Source organism: Bradyrhizobium sp. USDA 4503 (assembly GCF_054055815.1).
This window is the reverse complement of sequence record NZ_JBSRXS010000001.1, coordinates 4,792,669-4,815,134: the sequence shown is the minus strand read 5'-3', so window position 1 is coordinate 4,815,134 and position 22,466 is coordinate 4,792,669. Positions and strand designations below refer to the sequence as shown.

The following is a 22,466-nucleotide window of genomic DNA, read 5'->3' as shown; positions in this document are numbered from 1 at the left end:
CTGCCGATGACCACGACCTCAAGCTATCTCGAGGCGCCGCGCCGGTTGCGCGCGTTCGTGCGCGCGCACGAGACGAGCCTTGTGGTGCTGGCGGTGCTGATCGGCGCCATTGGCGGCCTCGTGGTGGCGGTCATGAGCGGCCTCGTCACGGTGCTGCATTCGGTGCTGTTCAATCTGCCGCTCGGCGACCGGTTGTCGAGCCAGCCCAGCATCGATCCCGTGCGCGCGCTCGTGGTTCCCACGATCGGCGGCCTGCTGCTGGGATTTGCATTCCTTCTGTTGCTCCGGGTGCGGCCGGCCCGCGAAATCGACCCGATCGAGGCCAACGCGCTTTATGGCGGGCGGATGTCGTTCCGCGGCAGCGTGATCGTGGCGCTGCAGACGATCTGGTCAAGCGGCGTCGGCGGCTCGGTCGGGCTCGAGGCCGGCTACACCCAGCTCTCCAGCGGCCTCGCCGCCTCGCTCGGGCGCGGCTTTCACCTCCGCCGCAACGACCAGCGAATCATGGTGGGCTGCGGTGCGGCGGCGGCGATCGCCGGCGCCTTCAGCGCGCCGCTTGCGGGTGCGTTCTACGCTTTCGAGCTTGTGATCGGCGGCTATACGCCGGCCAGCCTGACCCCGGTCGGCGTGGCGGCGGTGACCGGCTACTTCGTTGCCCATGCCTTCGAACCGCTGCCGCTCGGCGTCGGCGTCGGAACCGTCGGCGATGTGCTCGGACGGGATCTTGCGATTGCAGCGCTGCTCGGCATGGTCGCGGCCCTGACCGGCATTGCGATCATGCGCGGGGTGACGCTGTGCGAGGCGCTGCTGACCAAGAGCCGGCTGTGGCCGCCGCTGCGGCCGGCGCTCGGCGGGCTTGCGGTCGGCGCGATGGCGCTATTGACGCCGCAGGTGATGTCGTCGGGCCATGGCGCGCTGCGCTTCGCCGGCATCGTGGCGATGCCGCTTGCCTTCATCGCCGGCGTGTTCGCGCTGAAGGCGGTGGCCTCGATCATCTCGCTCGGCTCGGGCTTTCGTGGCGGATTGTTCTTCGCCACGCTGTTCATGGGCGCGCTCGGCGGCCGGCTGTTCGCCGCCGGCGTCGACATCGTGTGGCCGGGGCTGAACCTCGACCCCAACGCCTATGCGGTGATCGGCATGAGCGCGCTGTCGGCCTCGGTGATCGGCGGCCCGCTCACGATGTCGTTCATCGCGCTGGAATCCACCGGCAACCTCTGGCTCACCACCGCGGTGCTGGTCGCGGTCATCATCTCGACCACGATCACGCGCGAGCTGTTCGGCTATTCGTTCGCGACCTGGCGTTTGCATCTGCGCGGCGAGACCATCCGCAGCGCCGCCGATATCGGCTGGATCCGCGATCTCACGGTCGGCAAGATGATGCGGCAGGACATGACGACGGTGAACGCCGCGATGCCGATCGAGGCGTTCCGCGAGGAATTCCCCCCGGGCTCGAAGACCCAGGTCGTCGCGGTCGACGGCGAGGGGCATTACGCCGGGCTTGCGCTGGTCGCCGAAGCGCACGCGCCGGATCTCGAGGCCGACAAGGGGCTTGCCGCGATTCTGCGCTACGCCGATGTGGTGCTGCATCCCGGCATGAACGTGCAGGAGGCGATCGCGGTGTTCGACGCGGCCGAAGCGGAATCGCTCGCCGTGGTCGAAGGTGACCGCCGGCCGATCGGCCTGCTCACCGAAGCGCACGCCATGCGGCGCTACGCGGAAGAATCCGAGCAGCGCCGCCGCGAGGTGATCGGCGAGATTTGACGGCGGCGTGATCGCTCTTTGCTCAACCCGTCATCCTGAGGTGCGAGCCTTGCGGCGCAATTGCACCGCTGGGCGAGCCTCGAAGGATGCACGGCCACCGACTGGGCCGTCGACCCTTCGAGGGCCGCTGAAGAAGCGGCCACCTCAGGGTGACGGGAATAGAGGGGGCGCTGCCTTTCAATTTAACCTGGCTACGGTCACGCGCTCCAGCTTCTGCAAACATCGTGTCACGCGCACCGCGGCCGGCATCTCGGTGTCCGGAAAGCTGGTCTTCCAGTCGGTGACGCCGACTTCGCCGACATAGATGTCGCCGCGGGAATCCAGCGCGATGCCGTGCGGCGCCAGGAATTTGCCGGTCTCGACGCCGGGGCCTTGCTCGCCGCCGAGGCGCGCGATGCGCTTGCCGGTGTGATCCACGATCGACAGTCTCGGGCCGAGATTGGGCACCTTGCGATTCACCGCCATGCCAGGGCCGAGCTCGCCGATCACGAAGTTCGGCTGCTTGCCACCGCCGCAGCAGCACAGCGCGCAAGGCCGGTGCAGGTTGTTCCACTGCGTCTCGTATCTGCCGTTGCCGTCGAACACCTGGACGCGGTGGTTCTCGCGGTCGGCGACATAGACCCAGCCATCGGCGTCGGTCGCGATGTTGTGCACGATGTTGAACTGGCCGGGGTCGGTGCCGGGCTCGCCCCAGGTTTTGATCAGCTTGCCATCCGGCGCGTATTTGTGGACGCAGGCATTGCCGTAGCCATCGGAGACATAGATCTCGCCCTTCGGCGACAGCGCGGTATGGGTGCAGCGGTGGAACGGCTCGCCGCTCATGAACGGCGCCGGCTTGTTCGGGATGCCGATCGTCAGCAGCACCTTGCCGTCGGTCGAGCATTTGCGCACGGTGTGGTCGCCGTCATCGGTGCAATAGAGATTGTCGTCGGCGTCGATATGCAGGCCGTGGGCACGCGAGAACACGCCTTCGCCCCAGCTCTTGACGAAATTCCCTGCGCGGTCGAGCACCACCATCGGATGGTCGCCGCGGTTGAAGACATAGACACGGTCCTTGCTGTCGACTGCGACGGACGCGACATCGGTCAGGCTCCAGCCGTCGGGCAGTTTTGCGAAGTTCTCCACCACGCGATAGCGGTGTTCGCCGGTGCCGAGGATGATTGGCATGTTGTCTCTCCTCTGAGCCGTCATTCCGGGGCGATGCGCAGCATCGAACCCGGAAGCTCGAGATTCCGGGTCTGGTCCTTCGGACCAGCCCGGAATGACGATGGTGGGGTTAGGAAAAATCCGCCCGTGGCCCGACGTCGCGCGGCAACAGGTCTTCCTCGATCGCCTTGATCTGCAATGCGAGATAGCGCGAGTTGATGCGGCATTGCGCGAGGCTGCCGGCGATGAACCACAGGCCGGGCTGCGGCGTGCGGGTGTACATGTTGCGCAGCTCCTGGCCGTCGCCAAAGCCCCAGATCGGGCCGACGCGCGCGGCCATCGCCTCGCCGAACAGCTTCTTCACCAGCTCTTCCTGCGGCCGGTAGCCGGTCGCGAGCACGATCAGGTCGGCGGCAATGATCTCGCCGTCTTTCAGCCGCGCGCCCTCGCTGACGAAGGTGTCGATGTCGGTGAATTGCTGCAGGGCGACCGCGCCGCTCGCGACGAGATCGGAGCAGCCGACGTTGAAGTAATAGCCGCCGCCGCGGGTCAGGTACTTGAACTGCCAGCCGGTGCCGCCATCGCCGAAATCAAGCTTGAAGCCCTTGCGCGTGAGGCCGTCGAGCAGCGGCTTGTCGAGCTCTTTCGACTGCTCGGTCATCAGCACATGGCTGCGCTTGGCGAGCACAAGCGGCATCGAGGTCGCGATCAGATCGTTATCCTCGAGCGTACCTTCATTGTAGGCGGCATAGGCCAGCTGCGCCGACGGCTCGATATTGGTGATCAGCGTCGAGGAGCGCTGTACCAGCGTGACCTCGGCGCCCGAGGAATGCAGGTCCTGCGCGATGTCGTGGCCGCTGTTGCCGGTGCCGATCACGAGCGCGCGCTTGCCGGTCCAGTTCTCGCCGTCCTCGTAGCGGCTGGAATGCATCACCTTGCCGCCAAAATCTTTCAAACCGGGGATGTCGGGCAGATTGGGAATGCCGCTGACGCCGGTCGCCATCACGACATGGCGCGGCTGCATTGTCCGTGTCGTGCCGTCGGCGCGGCGCAGCTCGACGGTCCAACGCCCATCCGCATCGTCATAGCTGCCGCCGACAAATTCGGTGCCGGTCCAGAAGTTCAGCTCCATGGCTTCGACATAGGATTCGAACCAGTTGGCGAGCTTGTCCTTCGGGATGTAGGTCGGCCAGTTCGGCGGGAATGGCATGTAGGGCAAATGATTGACCTGTACCTGGTTGTGCAGGGTCAGCGCGTGATAGCGCTTGCGCCAATTGTCGCCGACGCGCGCCTCGCGGTCGACGATCAGCGCGTCGATCTTGAGCTGCTGCAGCCGCGCGGCGATCGCAAGCCCGGCCTGTCCGCCGCCGACCACCAGCACATCAGGGTTGCGGTCGGCATATTCGGCGGATGCCTTGCGCAGGTCGAGCCAGTTGGGGCCGCGGAAGTCGCGCGAATAGGACTGCCCGCGCGGCCTGGTGTGGCCCTGCTGCTCCTCAAAACCCTTCAGCTCCTCGAGCGCCGTCAGCAAGGTCCAGGCCTTCAGGCGATCGTCGTCGGCGGCATCGGGGATCAGCCGCACGATGCCATGGCCGCGGCCGACCGCCGTCTCGAATTTGAAGATCGCCTCGATCGCATGGGTGCCGGCGCGCGTCACCCGTCGGGGCGGGGCGCGATCGGCATCGATGCGGAAGTCATGCGGCGCGCTGTGACGCGCATGCGCCGGCAGCTCCTCGATGATTGCGAAGGCCCGGTTGACGGTCTGGATGTTCCAGCTCAGCGCCAGCACGTCGCGCCAGTAGCTGTCGGGATGGAACAGTGGCTTCAGCAGCACATCGTCCGGGCTCGCCAGCGCATCTTCGAACTGCACAAGCCAATTGTCGGCGGCGACCGAAATATCGTCCGTCTTGTCGAGCATTGAGCGTTTCTCGCCATCGGCCGCCTTGCTGATATTTTCTTGGCGGCGTTCCCTTTCCGCGAAGCCTATACCCATCCGAAGGCGTGCAGAAAGGGCGCGACGGGATAGCGCCTATTCGGCCAGCGACAGGATCAGGCCTTGATCCGGTGGAACGCGGCCTTGCAGGGTATCGAGATAGGCCTCGCGCACCGCGGCCGGGCCGCGCCGCTCGACCACGTCAAGCCAATTCGGCAGATGCGGCACGAGCTCCGCCCATGCGGCGCCAAAACGCTGGTCGATGCCGCCGGGACCCCATTCCTTGGCGCGCTTGCGGATCTGGTCCGGGGCGAAGAACCAGACCGGCTTGGCGCCTGGCAGCGTCGGCTCCTCCGCCTCGCTCGCACGGTGCGTCAGCCCGACCCGGCCGGAATAGACCATCTGCGCGCCGAAGTGCCGGTGCAGACTTTCGCGCAGCGCACTGTTGCCGGCCATGTCGACATAGGCTGTCGGCTCGGCCGCCGGGATCGCGGCGACCTGGTCATAGGTGACGACCTCGTCATAACAACCGAGCGAGCTGACGAAATCGACATTGCCCTTGGAGGTCAGCCCGATCACGGGGATACCCCGCTTGTGCACGAGATGGGCGAGGCCGAACGCGGTCTTGCTCGAGGCCGACGACAGGATGACGCGGCGTGCGCCGTAGAACGCATTCTCGGCGAGGGCGTCGTCGACCAGGAACGACAGCATGAACAAGGGCAGCAGCAGTGCGCGGAAATCGCCCTGCTGACCGGCATAGGTCGGATCGCCGGAGACGCGGGCATAGGCGTTGTAGACCGGCGAGACCTCCTGCCGGTGTGCCGCGCCATCGCGCAGGCCGCGCTTGTTGACGTCGGCCGCCTCGATCACCAGATGGGCCGCCATCGGGAGATAGCCGAACAGCGTTTCGCCGACGGCGATCATCGGATGTTTCGAGATCAGCACCTCGCCAAAGCCCCACACCGGGATGATGCCGTAGCCCTCGGGCGCCGGGAACAGATGCCAGTATTTCAGCTGCTCGCCGATCACGGCGTAGGTGATGTTGTTGGCGGTGAAGGCGAAGCGGGTCACCTTCACCAGCAGCGCATCGGCCGGCAGCGCCGCGGCATCGGGCAACTGCGTCTCGATCACCTTGCACTGTTGCAGGTCGTTGCGGATGACGATGAAGTCGGTCGAGTTCATGGCGGTGATCCCAGCTTACGATGCGCCGGCATCGTTGCGTCGATTGCCGGCCTTTTGCAACAGCAACTAAGTTTCAAACGCCGTTCGCTTCGCCGTCACATCGTTCAGCGAAGCTGTCCTTCGCGGTAGAGGTCGCGCAGCTTGCGCTTGAAGATCTTGCCGGTGGCTTCCCGCGGCAGCGCGTCCATGAAGCGGATATCCTTGGGCACCTTAAAGTTGGCGAGCTTGCCGCGGAGAAAATCCTGGATCGCGCTGATCGACAGGGTCGCGCCGGCTTCCGGCTCGACGCAGGCGAACAGCCGCTCGCCGTATTCGTCGTCGGGAACGCCGAACACCGCGCAGTCGCGGACGCCTGCCATGCCGATAAGGGCATTCTCGATCTCGGCGGGATAGATGTTGACGCCGCCCGAGATCACCATGTCGCGCTTGCGGTCGCACAGGAACAGATAGCCGTCCGCGTCGAGATAGCCGACATCGCCGACGCTGATCAGGCCGTCGTGATCGGCCTCGGCGCGCGCCTTGGCATTGCCGTGATAGTCGAAGTCCGAGATCAACGTCTGACGCATGAAGATCTCGCCGGGCTCGCCGAGGTCGCATTGCGTCCCGTCGGGCCGGAAGATCTTGACGATGCCGCCCTCGATCGCGCGGCCGACGGTGCCGGGCTTGGCCAGCGCTTCGGCTGACGAATGCCAGACCGGGATGCCGGTCTCGGTCGAGCCGAGATATTCGTTGATGACCGGTCCCCACCACTCGATCATCGCGCGCTTGACGTCGACAGGGCAGGGCGCCGCGCCATGGACGATGAAGCGCAGCGACGACAGGTCGTAGCGGCGCCGTGTCTCCTCGGGCAGGCGCAGCAGCCGCACGAACATGGTCGGCACCATATGCATGTGGGTGACATGGTGGCGCTCGATCAGTTGCAGCAGATCCTCCGGATCGAAGCGCGGCTCGAGCACGATCACGCAGCCGTTGCGGAATGCGAGCATCCCGTAGGAGTGCGGCGCCGAATGATACATCGGGCCGTTCATCAGGATCACCTGATCCTCGTTCGGCTTGACGCCGTAGGTGATGGCGCCGACCCGCGCGGCTGCCGCCTGCTGCTCGGGCCGCATCGGCTTGCGCTTGACGCCCTTCGGCAGTCCAGTGGTGCCCGACGTGTAGAACATCGGCGCCGCGCCGATCGGTGCGTCGGTCAGTGGTTGGTGCGTCTCCCGCCAGACGTCCCAGTCGGTCATGCCGTCGGGCACGCGGGTGAGCGCCGGCGCCACGCCATAGGCCGCGGCAATCTCCGGCGGCGTCGTCACCACGAGCAGCTTGATTGCCGGCGGTAGCCCGTCGCGGATCTGCGGCAGCAGATCGGCGTGGCAGACCAGCGTGTCGGCGCCGCTGTCGGACAGGATGTAGGCGACCTCGTCGGCCTTCAGATGCCAGTTGATCGGCACCACCGGGCTGCCGAGCGCGGCCGAAGCCGCGACCACCTCGAACAGCGCGAAATCGTTGCGCAGCATCATGCCGACCGGCTTGCCGCCCTGCACGCCGAGCGCCCGGAAGCCGCTGGCCGCCCGCGCGATGCGGGCGTGAATGTCGCCGTAGCTGATCTGTCTTTCGCCGCTGATGATCATGTCGCGCCTCGTCTTCTAGCGATCGTCCAGGATCTCGCCGAAGCTGATCCAGCTCTTGCCGTTGAACCGGCGCAGCCGCAACTGCTGGAACGGCAGGTAGTCGTCCGGCCCGGTCGATACCGTCATGCCCGGCAACAATAGCGGCAGCGGAACGTCGCGCAATGACGCCGCCTGGCGCATGATGTTTTCGCGGCTGAAATCGTTCTTGCAGGCCTTCAGCACGGCCATCAGCAGTGTCGCATAATGATAGCCCGCCGAGTAGTTCGAGTTGCTGAGGTCCGCATTGGGCAGGTACTGCTTCATGAAGGCAAGATAGTCCTTCACGGCGGGATCGTCGGCCCATTGCGCATCCATCGTGTCCTTCTGGTTGCTGGACGAGATCAGGCCGACCGCGTTCTCGAGCCCGGCGGGCTCCAGGAACGAGATCGACGACGCGGAGGTCGGCACGAAGAACAGGTCCGGCTTCCAGCCGATCTCGGCCACGCCCTTGATCATCTGCGGCGTGAACTTGCCGAGCACGACACCGAACAGCACATCGGCACCGGACGCCTTCAGGGTCGCGAGCTGCGAGCTGATGGTGGGCGCTGAGGTCTCGTAGCTCGCTTCCGCGACGATCATGCTCGCGGCCTTGCCGCCGAGCGCACGCTTGAAGCCGGCGACATAGTCGCGGCCGAAATCGTCGTTCTGCGCAAGGATCGCGATCTTTGCGTCGGGCTTGGCCTGCAGCACATATTTGGCATAGACCACGCCCTCAGATTCGTAGGACGCCATGCCTGGCATGGTCCACGGATAGGTCTTCGGGTCGGCCCATTTGGTCGCGCCGCTCAGCACGAACAATTGCGGGATCTTCTTGCTGTTGAGATAGCGGTGCACGGCGTTGTTGGTGGCGGTTCCGAGCGAGCCGAACATCATCAGCACCTCCTCCTGCTCCACCAGCTTGCGGGTCTGCTCGACGGTCTTCGGCGGCGAATAGGCGTCGTCCAACGTGATCAATTTCACCTGCCGGCCGTTGATGCCGCCCTCCGCGTTGACCTTCGCGAAAAACGCTTCCTGGGCGCGGCCGATGGTGCCGAAGCCGGAGACCGGTCCGCTATAGGGCAGCGTCTGGCCGATTCGGATCGCTTCGTTGCCGTTGTCGGCGGCGGCCGTGCCGGCGATCGCGCAGACCGCAAGCGCGGCTGCCAGCGCGTGTTGCGCTCGTTTCATGGTTCACTCCCGGACTTTGTGAAACAGCGTCAGGCGCTGGCGCGCAGAAACTCGCTGCGCGCCGCGGCGAACTCGGACTTGAGCCGCGCCACCAGTTCGGCGACCGGCGGGGCATCGGAGATCTGGCCGATGCCCTGGCCCGAGCCCCAGATGTCGCGCCAGGCCTTGGCCTTCATGTTGCCGCCGGAGCCGAAGTTCATGCTGGATTTGTCGGCGACCGGCAGATTGCCCGGATCGAGCCCTGCCGCCGCGATCGACGGTCCGAGATAGTTGCCGTGCACGCCGGTGAACAGGTTCGAATAGACGATGTCGTGCGCTGCGTATTCAGTCAGCGCCTGCTTGTACCTGATATCGGCGTTGGCTTCCTCGGTCGCGATGAAGCGGGTGCCGATATAGGCGAGGTCGGCGCCGAGCGCGAGCGCGGATGCGATGCTCCAGCCGTCGGAGATCGCGCCTGACAGCAGGATCGTGCCGTTGAACCATTGCTTGACCTCGCGCACCAGCGCGAACGGCGACAGCGTGCCGGCATGGCCGCCGGCGCCGGCGCAGACCAGGATCAGGCCGTCGACGCCCTGCTCGGCGGCCTTGCGCGCGTGCTTCACGTTGATGACGTCGTGGAACACTACGCCGCCATAGGAGTGCGCGGCCTCGACGATCTCGGACGGCGGGCGCAGCGAGGTGATGATCACGGGTACCTTGTGCTTCACGCAGGTTTCCATGTCGCGCATCAGCCGGTCGTTGGAGGCGTGGCAGATCTGGTTGACGGCGTAGGGTGCGACCTTCTTTTCCGGATGCAGCGCCTGGTACTCGCCGAGCTCGTTCTCGATCTGGGTCAGCCATTCGTCGAGCTTTTCGGCCGGGCGGGCGTTCAGCGCCGGGAACGAGCCGACGATGCCGGCCTTGCACTGCGCGATCACGAGCTCGGGCCCCGAGACGATGAACAGCGGGGAGCCGACGACCGGCAGTTCAAGCCTGTTGGCGAGCGAAACGGGCAGCGTCATTTTCGGATCCTCCATGCGCGTCGCCCGGCCGGCAGCCGGGGCGGATCGCGATTTATTGTGATGGCTGGAGCGGTGGCGCTCTTGGCGCGGCAATATAAGGCTGGACGGCTCGGTCATGACGTTCAATATTGAACATCGGACCGACCAGAAATGAACGATGTCGCAACAAGGGGAGCGGCATGGACTGGGAGCTTTGCAAGACATTCGTCGCGGTCGCGGAGACACGCAGCCTTGCCGGGGCGGCACGGCGGCTGCGCATCAGCCATCCCACCGTCGGCCGCAACGTCGCGGCGCTCGAGCAGCAACTCGGCACCCGCCTGTTCGCGCGTTCCAATGACGGCCTGTCGCTGACGTCGCATGGCCGCAAATTCCGCGAGCACGCCGAAGCGATGGCCGCGGCGGCCTTGCGCGCGGAGGCGGCCGCGTCCGCCACCGGTGGGCAGGCGCGCGGTGTCGTGAAGCTGTCGATCGGCGCGACGCTGGCCGCGCACTGGCTGATGCCGCGCCTCGGCCCGTTCCTGCGCGATCACGCCAACATCCAGCTCGAGATCATCACCCATCCGTTCCCGGCCAGCGTGCGCCGCCGCGAGGCCGACGTGGTGCTACGGCCGGTCGATGCGGGCGAGGAGAACCTGATCGGGCGCAAGATCGGGCGGCTCGGCACCGGCTTCTACGCTTCCCGCGACTATGCGGCAGGCCGCAAGCTGCCGGAGCGGCGGGACGAGTGGCGGGGCCACCATGTGATCGGCTTTGCCGACCAGGCCTCGAACGCGCATCTGGCGCGCTGGAGCGACGTCATCACCCGACAGGGCACGCTGGTGATGCGCTGTTCATCGCAGGGCGACATGCTCGCGGCGGCGCGGGCCGGGCTCGGGATTTGCGCGCTGTCCTGCCTGGTCGGGGCCGACTACCCCGATCTGGTGCGGGTCGCGCCGCAAAAGCTCTCGAGCCTTTCCGATCTCTGGCTGCTCGCCCATCCCGATCTGGTCGAGCTTCCCGCGGTGCGCGCCGTCATCGGCTTCGTCACCGACTGCGCGCGCGAGGATCGCGTCAGGCTGCGCGGCTAGAGCGTTTTCGAGCGAAGTGGATACCGGTTCGCGTGAAGAAAACGCGTCAAAACAAGAATCTAGAGCGCCGTTCCGATTCCATCGGAACGGGAAACGCTCTAGGTCGCGTTGTCAAGCACGCGCCCGCAACAGCGTCACCGCGAGCAGGACAAAGGCCGCGCAGGTCCATAGCGACTGCCAGTTCTCCGCCCCTTCGTTGAATCCTGTGTAGATCGCCGTTGCAATGAAAATGCCGGCAAAGATCGACTCCGCCAGTGGTCGGATTCCCTTCGTGGGAGGATTGAGCAGCGTCACGGCAGCAAAGGGCACCGCCGCCATGGTGAGAGGCGCGAAGGGAAAGTCAATGAAGCGCGGGTCGAACACGAGACCGATTGCGGTCGGCGTGCCGATCACGACGGTGATCATCAAAGCCAGTCCATGCAGGGTTGCCAGAACCGATTCAGTGTGGTGACCCTTCGGACCCAACACTTCGAAAAAGCTGGGCGGTGCGCGGCCCGACATCAGGGCGTTGGCGCTCAACACCGGCGAAGCCGTGGCCGCCACCAGCAGCGAGCCCCAGACAAGCCAGCCTCCCGTTCCGTAGCTTTCATAGACCAATCTTTGCTCGGCGACGCCAAACAGGATTCCAGCCGTGGTCGCCGATAGCGCGACCGCAAGCCATGACGCGAATGCGGGCTTTCTCGGCTTGCGGCGCAAGGTCAGCCATGCCGCGCCGAATACCAGGATCGCCAGCGCCAATCCGCTGACCATTTGCAGCTTCCAGAGCGGAAAATTGCTGACCGGCTGGCCCGGCGGATATTTCGGCATGCGCTGCTCGGAATCGAACAGGCCCCAGGAGCCGCCGACCGTGCCCTCGATCTCCCGCTTCCATCCTTCATCATAGGCCTCGAACAGGTTGACGCGGAAATGCTCGCGCCGGGCAAGATCGAGGACCTCCGAAACCACTCGCGCCTGATTGATGCGGGACGGCAGCGCGGACTCCCGCATGCGCCCCTCGCTGGGCCAGCCGATTTCTCCGATAAAGATTTCCTTGCCTGGAAAAGCCGCGGCGATCTGCCGGCGCATCTCGTCGGCGTGAGCGGCGGCATCTTCCGCCCGGATTGGAACATTTTCCCAATAGGGCAGGATGTGAACCGTGACGAAGTCGACGGCGTCAGAAAGCTCGCGATTGCTCAGCCAGAATTCCCAGACGTCGGCATAGGTGACGGGCACGGAGACCTGCGCCTTGATCGAGCGGATCGTGGCGGCAAGGTCGGAAGCCGACATTTCCTTGCGTAGCAAGACTTCGTTGCCGACCACGAGCGCGATGATGGTTTCCGGATATTCCTGGGCGAGGCGGATCGCGGTGGCGACCTGCGTTGCATTCTTCTTGCGGTCTCGATCGAGGAAGATGCCCTGGATGACCTTCAGCCCCGCCTTGGCCGCGAGTGCGGGAATCTGATCGAGACCAAGATCGGTCGCATAGGTGCGGATGCAGTCGGATATCTTCGCGAGTTGCGCGAGGTCTTCCGCGATCTGTTCCGGCGAGACCTGCGTCGCCGGCGAAAGCGATGTCTGATTGTTACGGAACGGCGCGTACGAGATGCATTGCACCTTGTCGTTCGGATCGATCGGCGCGCGCGGCAGGTCGACCGGGATGCCGAGCCACCACCACGCCGCGGCGATCGCGCCCAGGGATAACGAGAGAAGCGTCAGCGGGATACGGAAAGAAATCAGGTCCGTCTCCTTGCAATAAGGACGTGCTGCGCGTGCAAAATGGGCGAGGCCGGCAAATTGAAAAACTATATGTCTGCTGATTCTATATCACGCGATCACGCAGTTGGTGTGTTTTTCTCCACGACTACTTTGCACCGGCGATCACGCCCTCGCGATTTCTGAGCACGCGATAATATGCCCACCACAGATGCGCTGCGGCGCCGCGCAGCGGACGCCACGGCTCCGCAAGCGGCGCCATCTGCTTCGGCGTCGGCCGATCCTTCAAGCCGAGCCCGACCTTGACCGCTTCCTGCACGGCGAGGTCGCCCGCGGGCCAGGCATCGCCATGGCCGAGGCAGAACAGCAGATAGACATCGGCGGTCCACGGGCCGATCCCGGGCAGCGCCGTCAGCGTGTTGTGCGCCGCATCGGCCTCCTCATTGGCAAGGACGTCGAGGTTCAGCCGCTCCTCGGCGAGCTCGCGCGCGATGTGCTTCAGCGTCTTGATCTTGGCCGCCGACAGCCCGAGCCGGCCGAGCCGGTCGGCCCGCGCCTTGCGGATCGCGTCATGGTGGAACGGGTCGAACGCCGTGCTGACGCGCCCCCAGATCGCCGCCGCACTCGCGGTCGAGAGCTGCTGGCCGCAGATGATCGCGGCAAGCCCGGCAAATCCGGGCTCGCGCTGCCGGATCGCCGGCATGCCGGTCAGCTCCAGGATCGGGCGCAGGCGGCGGTCCTGCTCGACCAGTTTTTGGATCGCGTCTTCGAGGTCGGCCTGGGTCTCGAGGTGAATCAGCATTTGCGGGGTCTGCATCGGCTTGTCAGGCGCGGGCTTGACCCGCGCATCGATATCCTATCGTAACAGAGTCTTGTCCGGGCGCATGAACCAGAGTCGCCGGGGCAAGCCCGGCCATGACGCGTGACCGATGACCATGCCACCCGTTTTCCGCTTCGCGCCGAGTCCGAACGGCTACCTGCATCTCGGCCACGCCTATTCGGCGCTGCTCAACCACGACCTCGCGCGGCAGTCGGGCGGACGCTTGCTGCTGCGGATCGAGGACATCGACGCGACGCGCTGCCGGCCGGAATTCGAGCAGGCGATTTATGAGGATCTGGCCTGGCTCGGCATCGCCTGGGAGACCCCGGTGCGGCGGCAGTCCGAGCATTTCGCCGCCTATGGCGCGGCGCTCGACCGCCTGTCGGCCCAGCCGCTGGTCTATCCGAGCTTCGAAAGCCGGGCCGAGATCGCGCGGCTGGTCGCGGAGCGCGAGGCCGGCGGCGCGTGGCCGCGCGATCTGGACGGCGTGCCGCTTTATCCGGGGCTGGCCAAATCGCTGTCGGCCGCGGCGCGCGACCGGCTGATCGGGCAGGGTGTGCCGTTCGCGTTGCGGCTCGACATGGCCTCAGCCCGCGCGCGCGCCGGTGAGCTGCGTTGGCTGGAAGCGGGCGAGGGGCCGGCTGGCGAGAGCGGAGACGTCGTGGCCCGGCCTGAGGCCTGGGGCGACGTGATCCTGGCGCGCAAGGAGACCCCAACCAGCTACCATCTCTCGGTCGTGATCGATGACGCCCTGCAGGGCGTTACCGATGTCGTCAGGGGCGTTGACCTGTTCTGGTCGACCAGCGTGCATCGGCTGTTGCAGGAACTGCTCGGCCTGCCCGCGCCAAACTACCGGCACCACCGGCTGATCCGAGACGCGGCCGGCCAAAAGCTGTCGAAATCGACCCAGGCGACCGGACTGCGCGAATTGCGGGCGGCTGGGGCGAGCCCGGCCGATATCCGCCGCCTGGTCGGTTTGCAGTAGATTTTGGCCATTTGATCGCATCATGGCGTTTTGCGCAGGCGCGCCGTAAACGTCGCCGTGACTCCGGCCCGCCTGGCATGCCATGTTGTTGACCGGGGCGGGGATCACGGAGACCATGGCGTCAAAATCGCGCGCACGGCGCAGCAAGCGGCCTTCCAAAAGGACGCCGCCGAAGGCGCGCGCCGCCAAACCGCGTGCTGCCAAGACACGAACTGCCAAAACACGAACTGCCAAGACAGGTGCCGCCAAGACGCGAACGGCCAAGGTCCGCGCCGCCAAGGTGGCCGCCAGGCCGCGCCGCAAGCGGGCCGTGCCGAAGCCGGCCCCGAAGGCCGGTCCCGGCATGGTCGATACTGCACTTGCCGCCTTTGCCCATGAGGTGCGGACGCCGCTCACCGGAATCCTTGCGATCAGCAATCTGCTCGCGACATCCGATCTCGGCGAGCGCGAGCGGCGCTGGGTCGACACCATCAAGGCCGGCGCCGAGCATCTGGCGAGCCTTGCGACCCTGTTCGTCGACGCCGCCCGGAGCGAGGGGCCGGGGCTCGAGATCCGGCAGGATTTCTTCGACCTGCGCACGCTGGCGCGTCACGCAGCGGATTCGCTCGCCGGCCGCGCGGCGGCCAAGGGGCTGCAGGCTTCCGTCGAGGTCTCCGACCAGTTGCCTGCCTTCGCGGTCGGCGATCCCGTCCGTCTGCGCGCGGCGCTGGAAAATCTGATCGACAACGCGGTGAAGTTCACCGAGCAGGGCAGCATCGAGCTGCGTATCGTGCCGGTGGGCATGGTCAAGGCAAGGTCGGGCGACAAGATCGGCGTCGCGTTCGCGATCTCCGACAGCGGCATCGGCCTGTCGCTATCGGAGGTCAAGCGCCTTTTCCGGCCGTTCTCGCAGGCCAACGTCTCGATCGCCGCGCGGTTCGGCGGCGCCGGGCTCGGCCTGTCGTCCGTCAGGCAGCTCGCGCGCGCCATGGGCGGCGACATCGTCGCGGACCGGCGCGCCGGCGGGGGCACCACCTTCACGCTCAAGGTGGAGCTGGCGCCCGCCGAAGGGCCGGCCGGCACCGCCTCCGGCGAGAGCGCGGCGGCGCTGCTGTCGCAAGGGCTGCGGCTGCTCAGTGTCGAGGACAATCCGTTCGGCCGCGTCGTGCTCAACACGATCCTGACCGAGCTCGGCCACCACGCCGAATTCGTCGGTCAGGGCGAGGCCGCGCCCGACCGGCTCGTGCAGGGCGCCTTCGACGCCGTGCTGATGGACATGGTGCTGCCCGGCATCGGCGGCATCGAGGCGATCAAGCGCATCCGCGCGCTGCCGCCGCCGCACGGTCGCATCATGATTGTCGGGATTTCCGGCCGGGCCGAGGACGAAGCCGCGGCGCGCGCTGCAGGTGCAGACGGCTTCCTGGTCAAGCCTGTGTCCCCGCGGGCGCTCGCGACTGCGCTGCATGAAGCGACACGCCGTGCGGCAACCGCGACTTGATGATCGCCGCGTTCAACTCGCCGCCGAACACGAAGATCGCGGCGATGAAATACAGGAACACCAGTGCGATCACCACCGAGGCCAGCCCCGCATACATCGTGACGTAGTTGTTGGCGAAGCGTGCGAGGTACATGCCGAAGCCGATGCCCGAGAGCAGCGAGGCCACCATGGTGAAGATGATGCCGGGCAGGATTTGCGTGAAGCTGCGACGGCCCGCCGGCAGCCAGGCGTGCAGGATGAAGAGCGCGACGACCAGCGCCAGGATCGTGACGCCGTAGCGGGCGGTGTTGAGCAGGCTCTCGTTTGATTCGACGAAGAACGGGATATAGCGCCGCGCCGCCTCGATGATCAGCGGTCCGAGCACGATCAGGAAAGCCATCGCGAGCGAGGTGAACGCCGCGACCAGCGTGTAGCCGATCGACTCCAGCCGCAGCCAGTACCAGCGCCGCGGCTCGATCACGGCGTAGGCGCGGTTCAGCGCCACCCGCAGCGCCTCGACGCCGTTGGAGGCGAAGTAGACCGCGAGCACCGCGCCGATGGTCAGGATATCGCCGCGGGTGTTGGTCAGCACGTCGTGGATCTGGCCGGACAGCGCCTCGGCGACCTGCTGCGGCCAGACCTGCAGCATCAGCCCGACCGCCTGGTCGGCGAGTTGCTTGGAGCCGAAGAAGCCGGCCACCGAGGTCAGCACGATCAGGAACGGAAACAGCGCCATCAGCGTCGACAGCGCGATGTGGCTCGCGATCGCCCAGCCGTCGTCGGCGAGGAACGTGTAAAAGGCATCCATCACGACGTGGGTGACGTAACGAAGCTGCTTCACATTCCACCCGGCATTGTCGAAAACCGCTCGGCCCGAGAACCGACCCAGCATCTGATATTACGCGCTGAAAAGCCAGTTGGTTGCATGGCCGGGCTGTGTGGAAGTCCGCGTCCTGCGGTGTTATGTACCGCAAATGACATCTCTCCTCAGCACGATCATTCTTCCCATCGCCGTCGGCGCCGTCGCGCTGGTGCTCCTGCTCGGCCTCATCAATATGATGAAGGGCGGCTCGCCGAACACGTCGCAGAAGCTGATGCGGCTGCGCGTGCTGCTGCAGTTCGTCGCCATCGTCATCGCAATGCTCGCGGTCTGGGCGATGGGGCGCTAGGTGAGGTAGATTTGTCGGGCTATTCTCCACCTCTCCCGATCGGAGTGGTGGACTCGAACATCGAACACCGGAGCCTGCCATGGTCGTTCTCAATCGGATCTACACGCGCACCGGCGATGACGGCACCACCGCGCTCGGCTCCGGCGAGAGGCGGCCGAAATACGATCTGCGCATTGCCGCCTATGGCACGGTCGACGAGACCAATGCCGCGATCGGCGTGGTGCGGCTGCACCTTGCCGGCAGCCCCGAGGTCGATGCGATGCTGGGCCGGATCCAGAACGATCTGTTCGATCTCGGCGCCGACCTCGCGGTGCCCGAACGCGAGGGCAAGGCCGAACGTCTGCGGATGCTGGCAAGCCAGGTCGAGCGGCTCGAGCGCGATATCGACAGCCTGAACGACCAGCTCGCGCCGCTAACCTCGTTCGTGCTGCCCGGCGGCACGCCTGCCTCTGCCTATCTGCATCTCGCCCGGACGATATGTCGCCGCGCGGAACGGATGATGGTGGAACTCGCCGCCCAACCCGACGAGCCGGTCAATCAGGCTGGCATCCAGTATATGAACCGGCTGTCGGATTTCCTGTTCGTTGCCAGCCGCTTCCAGAACAGTAAGGGAGCGGGAGACGTGTTGTGGGTGCCGGGCCAGAACCGCTAAACTGGTTCAAAACCGGGGGACGGTTTTTTGGCTTTGGCGCGTTGACCGGGAGAAACGGGACCTTTAGGTTCCGCGCCAGCCAACCGAAACCCATAAAATCAAAGCGAAAGAGGATCGATGAAGGTTCTTGTGCCGGTAAAGCGGGTCGTCGACTACAACGTCAAGGTCCGCGTCAAGAGTGACGGGACGGGCGTGGAGCTCGCCAACGTCAAGATGTCGATGAACCCGTTCGACGAAATCGCCGTCGAGGAAGCGCTGCGGCTGAAAGAAGCCGGCAAGGCGACCGAAGTGGTGGTGGTGTCGATCGGACCCGCGCAGGCCTCCGAGACCATTCGCACCGGACTTGCGATGGGTGCCGACCGCGGCATCCTGGTCAAGGCCGAAGGCAATGTCGAACCGCTCGCGGTTGCCAAGATCCTGAAGGCGGTGGTCGAGGCGGAGCAGCCCGGCCTCGTCATTCTCGGCAAGCAGGCGATCGACGACGACTCGAACCAGACCGGCCAGATGCTGGCCGCGCTGCTCGGCTGGTCGCAGGCGACCTTCGCCTCCAAGCTCGAGGTCGAAGGATCCGACTTCAAGGTCACCCGCGAAGTCGACGGCGGCCTGCAGACCATCAAGCTCAAGGGCCCGGCGATCGTCACCACCGACCTGCGCCTGAACGAGCCGCGCTATGCGTCGCTGCCCAACATCATGAAGGCGAAGAAGAAGCCGATCGACGACAAGAGCGTCGCTGACTACGGCGTCGATGTGACGCCGCGTCTGGAAGTGCTGAAGACCGCGGAACCGGCAGGCCGCAAGGCGGGCGTCAAGGTCAAGGACGTCGCCGAACTCGTGAACAAGCTCAAGACCGAAGCCGGGGTTCTCTGATGACGACGCTGTTGATTGCTGAACACGACCACGAGACGCTGAAGGACGCGACCAACAAGGCGCTGACCGCGGCGAGCCAGCTCGGCGGCGATGTCCATGTGCTGGTTGCCGGTGGCGGCCAGGGCACCAAGGCGGCGGCGGAAGCAGCCGCCAAGCTTGCCGGCGTCACCAAGGTGCTGGTGGCCGAAGGCCCGGCCTATGAACACGACCTTGCCGAGCCGCTGGCCGCGCTGATCGTCGCGCTGGCTCCTGGCTATGACGCGTTCGTCGCGCCCGCGACCTCGCGCTTCAAGAATGTGATGCCGCGCGTCGCGGCCTTGCTCGACGTCATGCAGGTCTCCGAGATCATCAAGGTCGTCGCCCCCGACACCTTCGAGCGGCCGATCTATGCCGGCAACGCGATCCAGACCGTGAAGTCGAAGGACGCCAAGAAGGTGATTACGGTGCGCACCTCGACCTTCGCCGCCGCCGGCGAAGGCGGCAGCGCTGCGATCGATAACGCCGCTGCGGCCGCCGATCCCGGCCTGTCGACGTTCGTCGGCGAGGAAGTCGCCAAGAGCGACCGTCCCGAGCTGACCTCGGCCAAGATCATCGTCTCGGGCGGCCGCGCCATGCAGAGCCGCGAGAACTTCGCCAAGTACATCGAGCCGCTCGCCGACAAGCTCGGCGCCGGCGTCGGCGCCTCGCGCGCCGCGGTCGATGCCGGCTATGCGCCGAACGACTGGCAGGTCGGCCAGACCGGCAAGGTGGTGGCTCCGGAACTTTATGTCGCGGTCGGCATCTCCGGCGCGATCCAGCATCTGGCCGGCATGAAGGACTCCAAGGTGATCGTCGCCATCAACAAGGATGAGGACGCGCCGATCTTCCAGGTCGCCGATTACGGCCTGGTCGCCGACCTCTACCAGGCGGTTCCGGAGCTCACCGAAGCGCTCGGCAAGCTCGGAAAGTAAGCGACAAGACACCGGCCGGGTGGGTAAGCTCCGGCCGGTGTTATTATTTTCGAGGCAATGATCCGGAAACGTTTTTCCGAAAGGATCGTGCTCGACGGGGGAAAATGGGACCCGGGTATGATGACCTGTCATCACATCATGGTCCCGGGAAACGTTTTCCGGCGGATTGGGCAACCCGGAAGGCTTTACTTCGGGTATCGTTGGAATTGGGCAGGCGCGATGTGCGCGCCGTTCCGGTGGATGACAAGATGACGGTGGCAATCAAAAAGGTCGGCGTGATCGGTTCGGGCCAGATGGGCAATGGCATTGCCCATGTGGCGGCGCTGGCCGGCTTCGACGTGGTGCTCAATGACGTGTCCGGCGACCGGCTGAAGTCGGCGCTGGCGACCATCAACGGCAATCTGACCCGGCAGGTCGCGAAGAAGGCGATCAGCGAGAGCGACCGCAAGCAGGCGCTCGACCGCATCGCCTCCGCCGAGTCGCTCGACGCGCTCGCCGATTGCGATCTCGTGATCGAGACCGCGATCGAGAAGGAAGAGACCAAGCGCAAGATTTTCCACGAGGTCTGTGCGGTACTGAAGCCGGAGGCGATCGTCGCGACCAACTCGTCGTCGATCTCGATCACAAGGCTCGCCGCCTCGACCGACCGCCCGGAGAAGTTCATCGGCATTCATTTCATGAATCCGGTGCCGGCGATGGAACTGGTCGAGTTGATCCGCGGCATCGCCACCGACGACATGACCTTCGACACCGCCAAGGCGTTCGTCGCCAAGCTCGGCAAACAGGTCGCGGTGTCGGAAGATTTCCCCGCCTTCATCGTCAACCGCATCCTGTTGCCGATGATCAACGAGGCGATCTACACGCTGTATGAAGGCGTCGGTAACGTCGAGGCGATCGATGCCGCGATGAAGCTCGGCGCGCACCATCCGATGGGCCCGCTCGAGCTCGCCGATTTCATCGGCCTCGACACCTGTCTGTCGATCATGCAGGTGCTGCACGAGGGGCTGGCCGACTCCAAGTACCGGCCGTGTCCGCTGCTGGTGAAGTATGTCGAGGCCGGTTGGCTCGGACGCAAGAGCCAGCGCGGCTTCTACGACTATCGCGGCGACAAGCCGATCCCGACGCGGTAATCGTCGCGTCTTCAGATCAGTGCCCGCAGCAGCGCAAGCGTCGCGGGCACCAGACCGACAATCATCGTCACACCCGTTCCAAGTCCGAGCAGATGTGCTGTCAGCGCGAGGCGCGGGGTCCGTCCGTGAGGCGTCATTGCAGTGCCGCGCAGGCGCGCTTCAGCCGCCTTGCGGCCTCCTCGATGGTCGATGACGGGTTGGCGAAGCTGAGGCGGATATAGGGCGACAGCCCGAGATCCTCGCCGGGAAACACTGCCACGTCGGCCGCCTCGAGCAGATAGGCCGAGAAATCGCGGTCGGTCCGGATCACTCTGCCGTCGGGCGCGCGCTTGCCGATTATGCCGGCGCAGGCGACCAGCAGATAGAACGTGCCTTCCGGCGGTGTGCAGGACAGCCCGGCGCATTCGTTCACGAGTTCGGCAAAGCGGTCACGCTTGGCGCGCAGGATGGCGGCACGCGCAAGCAGCACATCCTGCGCGCCGTCGAGCGCGGCAATTGCCGCGGCCTGGCTGATCGACGACGCGCCGGACGTGGTCTGCGACTGGATCGTGATCATCGCGCGGATCAGCGCCGCGGGTCCGGCGGCATAGCCGATGCGCCATCCCATCATGGCGTAGCTCTTGGCGAGGCCACTGACGGTCAGCGTCCGCGGCTTCAGGCGCGGCTCGATTTCCGCAAGCGTCGGCGCCGGAGATCCGTTGAACACGATGTGCTCGTAGAGCCCGTCGGCCAGCACCCAGATGTCCGTATGCCGTAGCAGGACCGTGGCGATCTCGGACAGATCATCACGCGAATACAGCGCGCCGGATGGGTTGACCGGATTGTTGACGATGATCCAGCGGGTTCGCGCCGAGATCGCCGCCTGCAAATCCTCCGCGCGCAGCTTGAAGCCTTTGTTCTGCGCGCACGGCACCACCACCGGCGCCGCACCGGCCAGCCGTACCTGATCGAGATAGGGCGCCCAATAGGGCGCGGGGATGATGACCTCGTCGTCGGGCGCCAGGGTCGCCAGCAGCGCGTTGAACAGCGCCTGCGTCGAGCCGTTGGTGATGACGATCTCGTCCGGGCCGTAGTCGAGATGATGGTCGCGCAGCAGCGCGGCCTGCACCGCCCGCTTCAGTTCCGGCGTGCCGTCGACATCGGTGTAACGGGTTTCGCCGCGCAATGCGGCTGCATGCGCCGCTGCGATCACATGGTCCGGTGTCGGGAAGTCCAGATTGCCCGACGACAGCTCGATGATGTCGCGCCCGGCAGCTCGCAGTTCGCGGGCGCGGCGGCGCAGCACTGATGCGGGCGATGCCGTGATGCCGCTCATGCGCGGTGAGAGAAGCGGTGCAGCGGTCATCGGACGTATTGCGCCTCACCGTTGCCAGTTCTCGGGGAGCACCTCGACAAGGTTGATGAAGATGTCCTCGGCGCGCAGGCCGGGGCTTTCGGTCAGCCGTTCCGCGATCCGTCGATAGAGCTTCTGCTTCTGCGCCACCGGGCGGGTATTGCTGACAGTAATCTGGATGATGATCAGATCATCGCGGCGCCTGATGCCGAGATAGTCGGCACCATAGAGGAAATCATCGTCATCGTGCTCGGAGATTGTCATGAAGCGATCGCCTTCCGGCACGTCGAAGGTCTCGCGCATGGCGCGATAAAGGCTTTCGAGAACGGCCTTGCGGTAGGCGGCGGGCTTGCCCCGTCGCAATGAAACGCGGGTCAGCGGCATGATGGTGGCTCTCCTGGTGGCGTGACGTGCCGCCGATCCTAGAGGCTCCTTGTTCATTGAAAAACGGTATGATAAAGCATTTCAATGATTTCATATTTAAATGAATGACC

General features: G+C 65.5%; 20 protein-coding genes. 9 read left to right on the top strand and 11 right to left on the bottom strand.

The window, feature by feature from the left end:
- Nucleotides 1-6: 6 nt before the first annotated feature.
- Nucleotides 7-1,761, top strand: a complete 1,755-nt coding sequence (locus tag ACVMIH_RS23240) for a chloride channel protein (RefSeq protein ID WP_057017742.1) — start codon at nucleotides 7-9, stop codon at nucleotides 1,759-1,761.
- Between the two features lie 177 nt (nucleotides 1,762-1,938).
- On the opposite strand, the gene ACVMIH_RS23235 is transcribed toward ACVMIH_RS23240, so the two are convergent.
- The 6 genes from ACVMIH_RS23235 to ACVMIH_RS23210 form a co-directional block, all read right to left on the bottom strand.
- Entirely contained in the window at nucleotides 1,939-2,928 is a 990-nt protein-coding gene (locus ACVMIH_RS23235) for a peptidyl-alpha-hydroxyglycine alpha-amidating lyase family protein (RefSeq protein ID WP_456855180.1), read from the bottom strand.
- Between the two features lie 109 nt (nucleotides 2,929-3,037).
- The gene (locus ACVMIH_RS23230; RefSeq protein WP_057017744.1) at nucleotides 3,038-4,825 is read right to left on the bottom strand and encodes a flavin-containing monooxygenase; all 1,788 of its coding nucleotides are present in this window, start codon (nucleotides 4,823-4,825) and stop codon (nucleotides 3,038-3,040) included.
- 111 nt (nucleotides 4,826-4,936) lie between these two features.
- Nucleotides 4,937-6,022, bottom strand: coding sequence for a DUF2855 family protein (locus ACVMIH_RS23225; RefSeq protein ID WP_057017777.1), 1,086 nt, complete (start codon nucleotides 6,020-6,022; stop codon nucleotides 4,937-4,939).
- Nucleotides 6,023-6,126: 104 nt separating this feature from the next.
- A complete protein-coding gene (locus tag ACVMIH_RS23220; RefSeq protein WP_057017745.1) occupies nucleotides 6,127-7,644 on the bottom strand; it encodes an acyl-CoA synthetase in 1,518 nt (505 codons plus the stop codon).
- Nucleotides 7,645-7,659: 15 nt separating this feature from the next.
- Nucleotides 7,660-8,850, bottom strand: a complete 1,191-nt coding sequence (locus tag ACVMIH_RS23215) for an ABC transporter substrate-binding protein (RefSeq protein WP_057017746.1) — start codon at nucleotides 8,848-8,850, stop codon at nucleotides 7,660-7,662.
- Nucleotides 8,851-8,879: 29 nt separating this feature from the next.
- A complete protein-coding gene (locus tag ACVMIH_RS23210; RefSeq protein ID WP_057017778.1) occupies nucleotides 8,880-9,851 on the bottom strand; it encodes an NAD(P)H-dependent flavin oxidoreductase in 972 nt (323 codons plus the stop codon).
- Between the two features lie 179 nt (nucleotides 9,852-10,030).
- Between ACVMIH_RS23210 and ACVMIH_RS23205 the strand changes: the two genes are divergently transcribed.
- Complete coding sequence (locus ACVMIH_RS23205) at nucleotides 10,031-10,918, top strand: LysR family transcriptional regulator (RefSeq protein WP_057017747.1); 888 nt, start codon at nucleotides 10,031-10,033, stop codon at nucleotides 10,916-10,918.
- A gap of 111 nt (nucleotides 10,919-11,029) precedes the next feature.
- Here ACVMIH_RS23205 and ACVMIH_RS23200 read toward each other — a convergent pair whose 3' ends face one another.
- Nucleotides 11,030-12,592, bottom strand: coding sequence for a glycoside hydrolase family 17 protein (locus ACVMIH_RS23200; RefSeq protein WP_456866539.1), 1,563 nt, complete (start codon nucleotides 12,590-12,592; stop codon nucleotides 11,030-11,032).
- Nucleotides 12,593-12,758: 166 nt separating this feature from the next.
- Complete coding sequence (locus ACVMIH_RS23195; protein ID WP_456855181.1) at nucleotides 12,759-13,412, bottom strand: DNA-3-methyladenine glycosylase family protein; 654 nt, start codon at nucleotides 13,410-13,412, stop codon at nucleotides 12,759-12,761.
- Nucleotides 13,413-13,545: 133 nt separating this feature from the next.
- Between ACVMIH_RS23195 and gluQRS the strand changes: the two genes are divergently transcribed.
- On the top strand, nucleotides 13,546-14,415 hold the full coding sequence (gene gluQRS, locus ACVMIH_RS23190; protein WP_456856771.1) for a tRNA glutamyl-Q(34) synthetase GluQRS: 870 nt from the start codon (nucleotides 13,546-13,548) through the stop codon (nucleotides 14,413-14,415).
- A gap of 115 nt (nucleotides 14,416-14,530) precedes the next feature.
- Nucleotides 14,531-15,892, top strand: coding sequence for an ATP-binding protein (locus tag ACVMIH_RS23185; protein WP_168857828.1), 1,362 nt, complete (start codon nucleotides 14,531-14,533; stop codon nucleotides 15,890-15,892).
- On the opposite strand, the gene ACVMIH_RS23180 is transcribed toward ACVMIH_RS23185, so the two are convergent.
- On the bottom strand, nucleotides 15,819-16,679 hold the full coding sequence (locus tag ACVMIH_RS23180; RefSeq protein WP_370143883.1) for a YihY/virulence factor BrkB family protein: 861 nt from the start codon (nucleotides 16,677-16,679) through the stop codon (nucleotides 15,819-15,821). The two genes, ACVMIH_RS23185 and ACVMIH_RS23180, sit on opposite strands and share 74 nt — an antisense overlap.
- A gap of 166 nt (nucleotides 16,680-16,845) precedes the next feature.
- On the opposite strand from ACVMIH_RS23180, the gene ACVMIH_RS23175 reads away from it, so the two are divergent.
- The 5 genes from ACVMIH_RS23175 (at nucleotide 16,846) to ACVMIH_RS23155 (ending at nucleotide 20,639) form a co-directional block, all read left to right on the top strand.
- Nucleotides 16,846-17,040: a twin transmembrane helix small protein gene (locus ACVMIH_RS23175; protein ID WP_028340366.1), complete on the top strand. Its 195-nt coding sequence runs from the start codon at nucleotides 16,846-16,848 to the stop codon at nucleotides 17,038-17,040.
- 79 nt (nucleotides 17,041-17,119) lie between these two features.
- A complete protein-coding gene (locus ACVMIH_RS23170; protein WP_456778834.1) occupies nucleotides 17,120-17,692 on the top strand; it encodes a cob(I)yrinic acid a,c-diamide adenosyltransferase in 573 nt (190 codons plus the stop codon).
- A 117-nt stretch (nucleotides 17,693-17,809) separates the two neighbouring features.
- Complete coding sequence (locus ACVMIH_RS23165; RefSeq protein ID WP_016845285.1) at nucleotides 17,810-18,559, top strand: electron transfer flavoprotein subunit beta/FixA family protein; 750 nt, start codon at nucleotides 17,810-17,812, stop codon at nucleotides 18,557-18,559.
- Nucleotides 18,559-19,509: an electron transfer flavoprotein subunit alpha/FixB family protein gene (locus tag ACVMIH_RS23160; RefSeq protein WP_057017750.1), complete on the top strand. Its 951-nt coding sequence runs from the start codon at nucleotides 18,559-18,561 to the stop codon at nucleotides 19,507-19,509. Before ACVMIH_RS23165 ends, ACVMIH_RS23160 begins: the two co-directional genes overlap by 1 nt.
- Nucleotides 19,510-19,757: 248 nt before the next feature.
- On the top strand, nucleotides 19,758-20,639 hold the full coding sequence (locus ACVMIH_RS23155; protein ID WP_076827506.1) for a 3-hydroxybutyryl-CoA dehydrogenase: 882 nt from the start codon (nucleotides 19,758-19,760) through the stop codon (nucleotides 20,637-20,639).
- Between the two features lie 133 nt (nucleotides 20,640-20,772).
- On the opposite strand, the gene ACVMIH_RS23150 is transcribed toward ACVMIH_RS23155, so the two are convergent.
- Both ACVMIH_RS23150 and ACVMIH_RS23145 read right to left on the bottom strand, forming a co-directional pair.
- Nucleotides 20,773-21,984, bottom strand: coding sequence for a pyridoxal phosphate-dependent aminotransferase (locus tag ACVMIH_RS23150; protein WP_456855182.1), 1,212 nt, complete (start codon nucleotides 21,982-21,984; stop codon nucleotides 20,773-20,775).
- Between the two features lie 15 nt (nucleotides 21,985-21,999).
- A complete protein-coding gene (locus ACVMIH_RS23145; RefSeq protein WP_456855183.1) occupies nucleotides 22,000-22,356 on the bottom strand; it encodes a tautomerase family protein in 357 nt (118 codons plus the stop codon).
- Nucleotides 22,357-22,466: the final 110 nt, after the last annotated feature.

What these genes read in the sequence shown, in the direction of transcription:
- ACVMIH_RS23240 (WP_057017742.1), top strand. Translation starts at nt 7, where the DNA reads ATGACCACGACCTCAAGCTATCTCGAGGCGCCGCGCCGGTTGCGCGCG.
- ACVMIH_RS23235 (WP_456855180.1), bottom strand. Translation starts at nt 2,928, where the DNA reads ATGCCAATCATCCTCGGCACCGGCGAACACCGCTATCGCGTGGTGGAG.
- ACVMIH_RS23230 (WP_057017744.1), bottom strand. Translation starts at nt 4,825, where the DNA reads ATGCTCGACAAGACGGACGATATTTCGGTCGCCGCCGACAATTGGCTT.
- ACVMIH_RS23225 (WP_057017777.1), bottom strand. Translation starts at nt 6,022, where the DNA reads ATGAACTCGACCGACTTCATCGTCATCCGCAACGACCTGCAACAGTGC.
- ACVMIH_RS23220 (WP_057017745.1), bottom strand. Translation starts at nt 7,644, where the DNA reads ATGATCATCAGCGGCGAAAGACAGATCAGCTACGGCGACATTCACGCC.
- ACVMIH_RS23215 (WP_057017746.1), bottom strand. Translation starts at nt 8,850, where the DNA reads ATGAAACGAGCGCAACACGCGCTGGCAGCCGCGCTTGCGGTCTGCGCG.
- ACVMIH_RS23210 (WP_057017778.1), bottom strand. Translation starts at nt 9,851, where the DNA reads ATGACGCTGCCCGTTTCGCTCGCCAACAGGCTTGAACTGCCGGTCGTC.
- ACVMIH_RS23205 (WP_057017747.1), top strand. Translation starts at nt 10,031, where the DNA reads ATGGACTGGGAGCTTTGCAAGACATTCGTCGCGGTCGCGGAGACACGC.
- ACVMIH_RS23195 (WP_456855181.1), bottom strand. Translation starts at nt 13,412, where the DNA reads ATGCTGATTCACCTCGAGACCCAGGCCGACCTCGAAGACGCGATCCAA.
- gluQRS (WP_456856771.1), top strand. Translation starts at nt 13,546, where the DNA reads ATGCCACCCGTTTTCCGCTTCGCGCCGAGTCCGAACGGCTACCTGCAT.
- ACVMIH_RS23185 (WP_168857828.1), top strand. Translation starts at nt 14,531, where the DNA reads ATGGCGTCAAAATCGCGCGCACGGCGCAGCAAGCGGCCTTCCAAAAGG.
- ACVMIH_RS23180 (WP_370143883.1), bottom strand. Translation starts at nt 16,679, where the DNA reads ATGGATGCCTTTTACACGTTCCTCGCCGACGACGGCTGGGCGATCGCG.
- ACVMIH_RS23175 (WP_028340366.1), top strand. Translation starts at nt 16,846, where the DNA reads ATGACATCTCTCCTCAGCACGATCATTCTTCCCATCGCCGTCGGCGCC.
- ACVMIH_RS23170 (WP_456778834.1), top strand. Translation starts at nt 17,120, where the DNA reads ATGGTCGTTCTCAATCGGATCTACACGCGCACCGGCGATGACGGCACC.
- ACVMIH_RS23165 (WP_016845285.1), top strand. Translation starts at nt 17,810, where the DNA reads ATGAAGGTTCTTGTGCCGGTAAAGCGGGTCGTCGACTACAACGTCAAG.
- ACVMIH_RS23160 (WP_057017750.1), top strand. Translation starts at nt 18,559, where the DNA reads ATGACGACGCTGTTGATTGCTGAACACGACCACGAGACGCTGAAGGAC.
- ACVMIH_RS23155 (WP_076827506.1), top strand. Translation starts at nt 19,758, where the DNA reads ATGACGGTGGCAATCAAAAAGGTCGGCGTGATCGGTTCGGGCCAGATG.
- ACVMIH_RS23150 (WP_456855182.1), bottom strand. Translation starts at nt 21,984, where the DNA reads ATGACCGCTGCACCGCTTCTCTCACCGCGCATGAGCGGCATCACGGCA.
- ACVMIH_RS23145 (WP_456855183.1), bottom strand. Translation starts at nt 22,356, where the DNA reads ATGCCGCTGACCCGCGTTTCATTGCGACGGGGCAAGCCCGCCGCCTAC.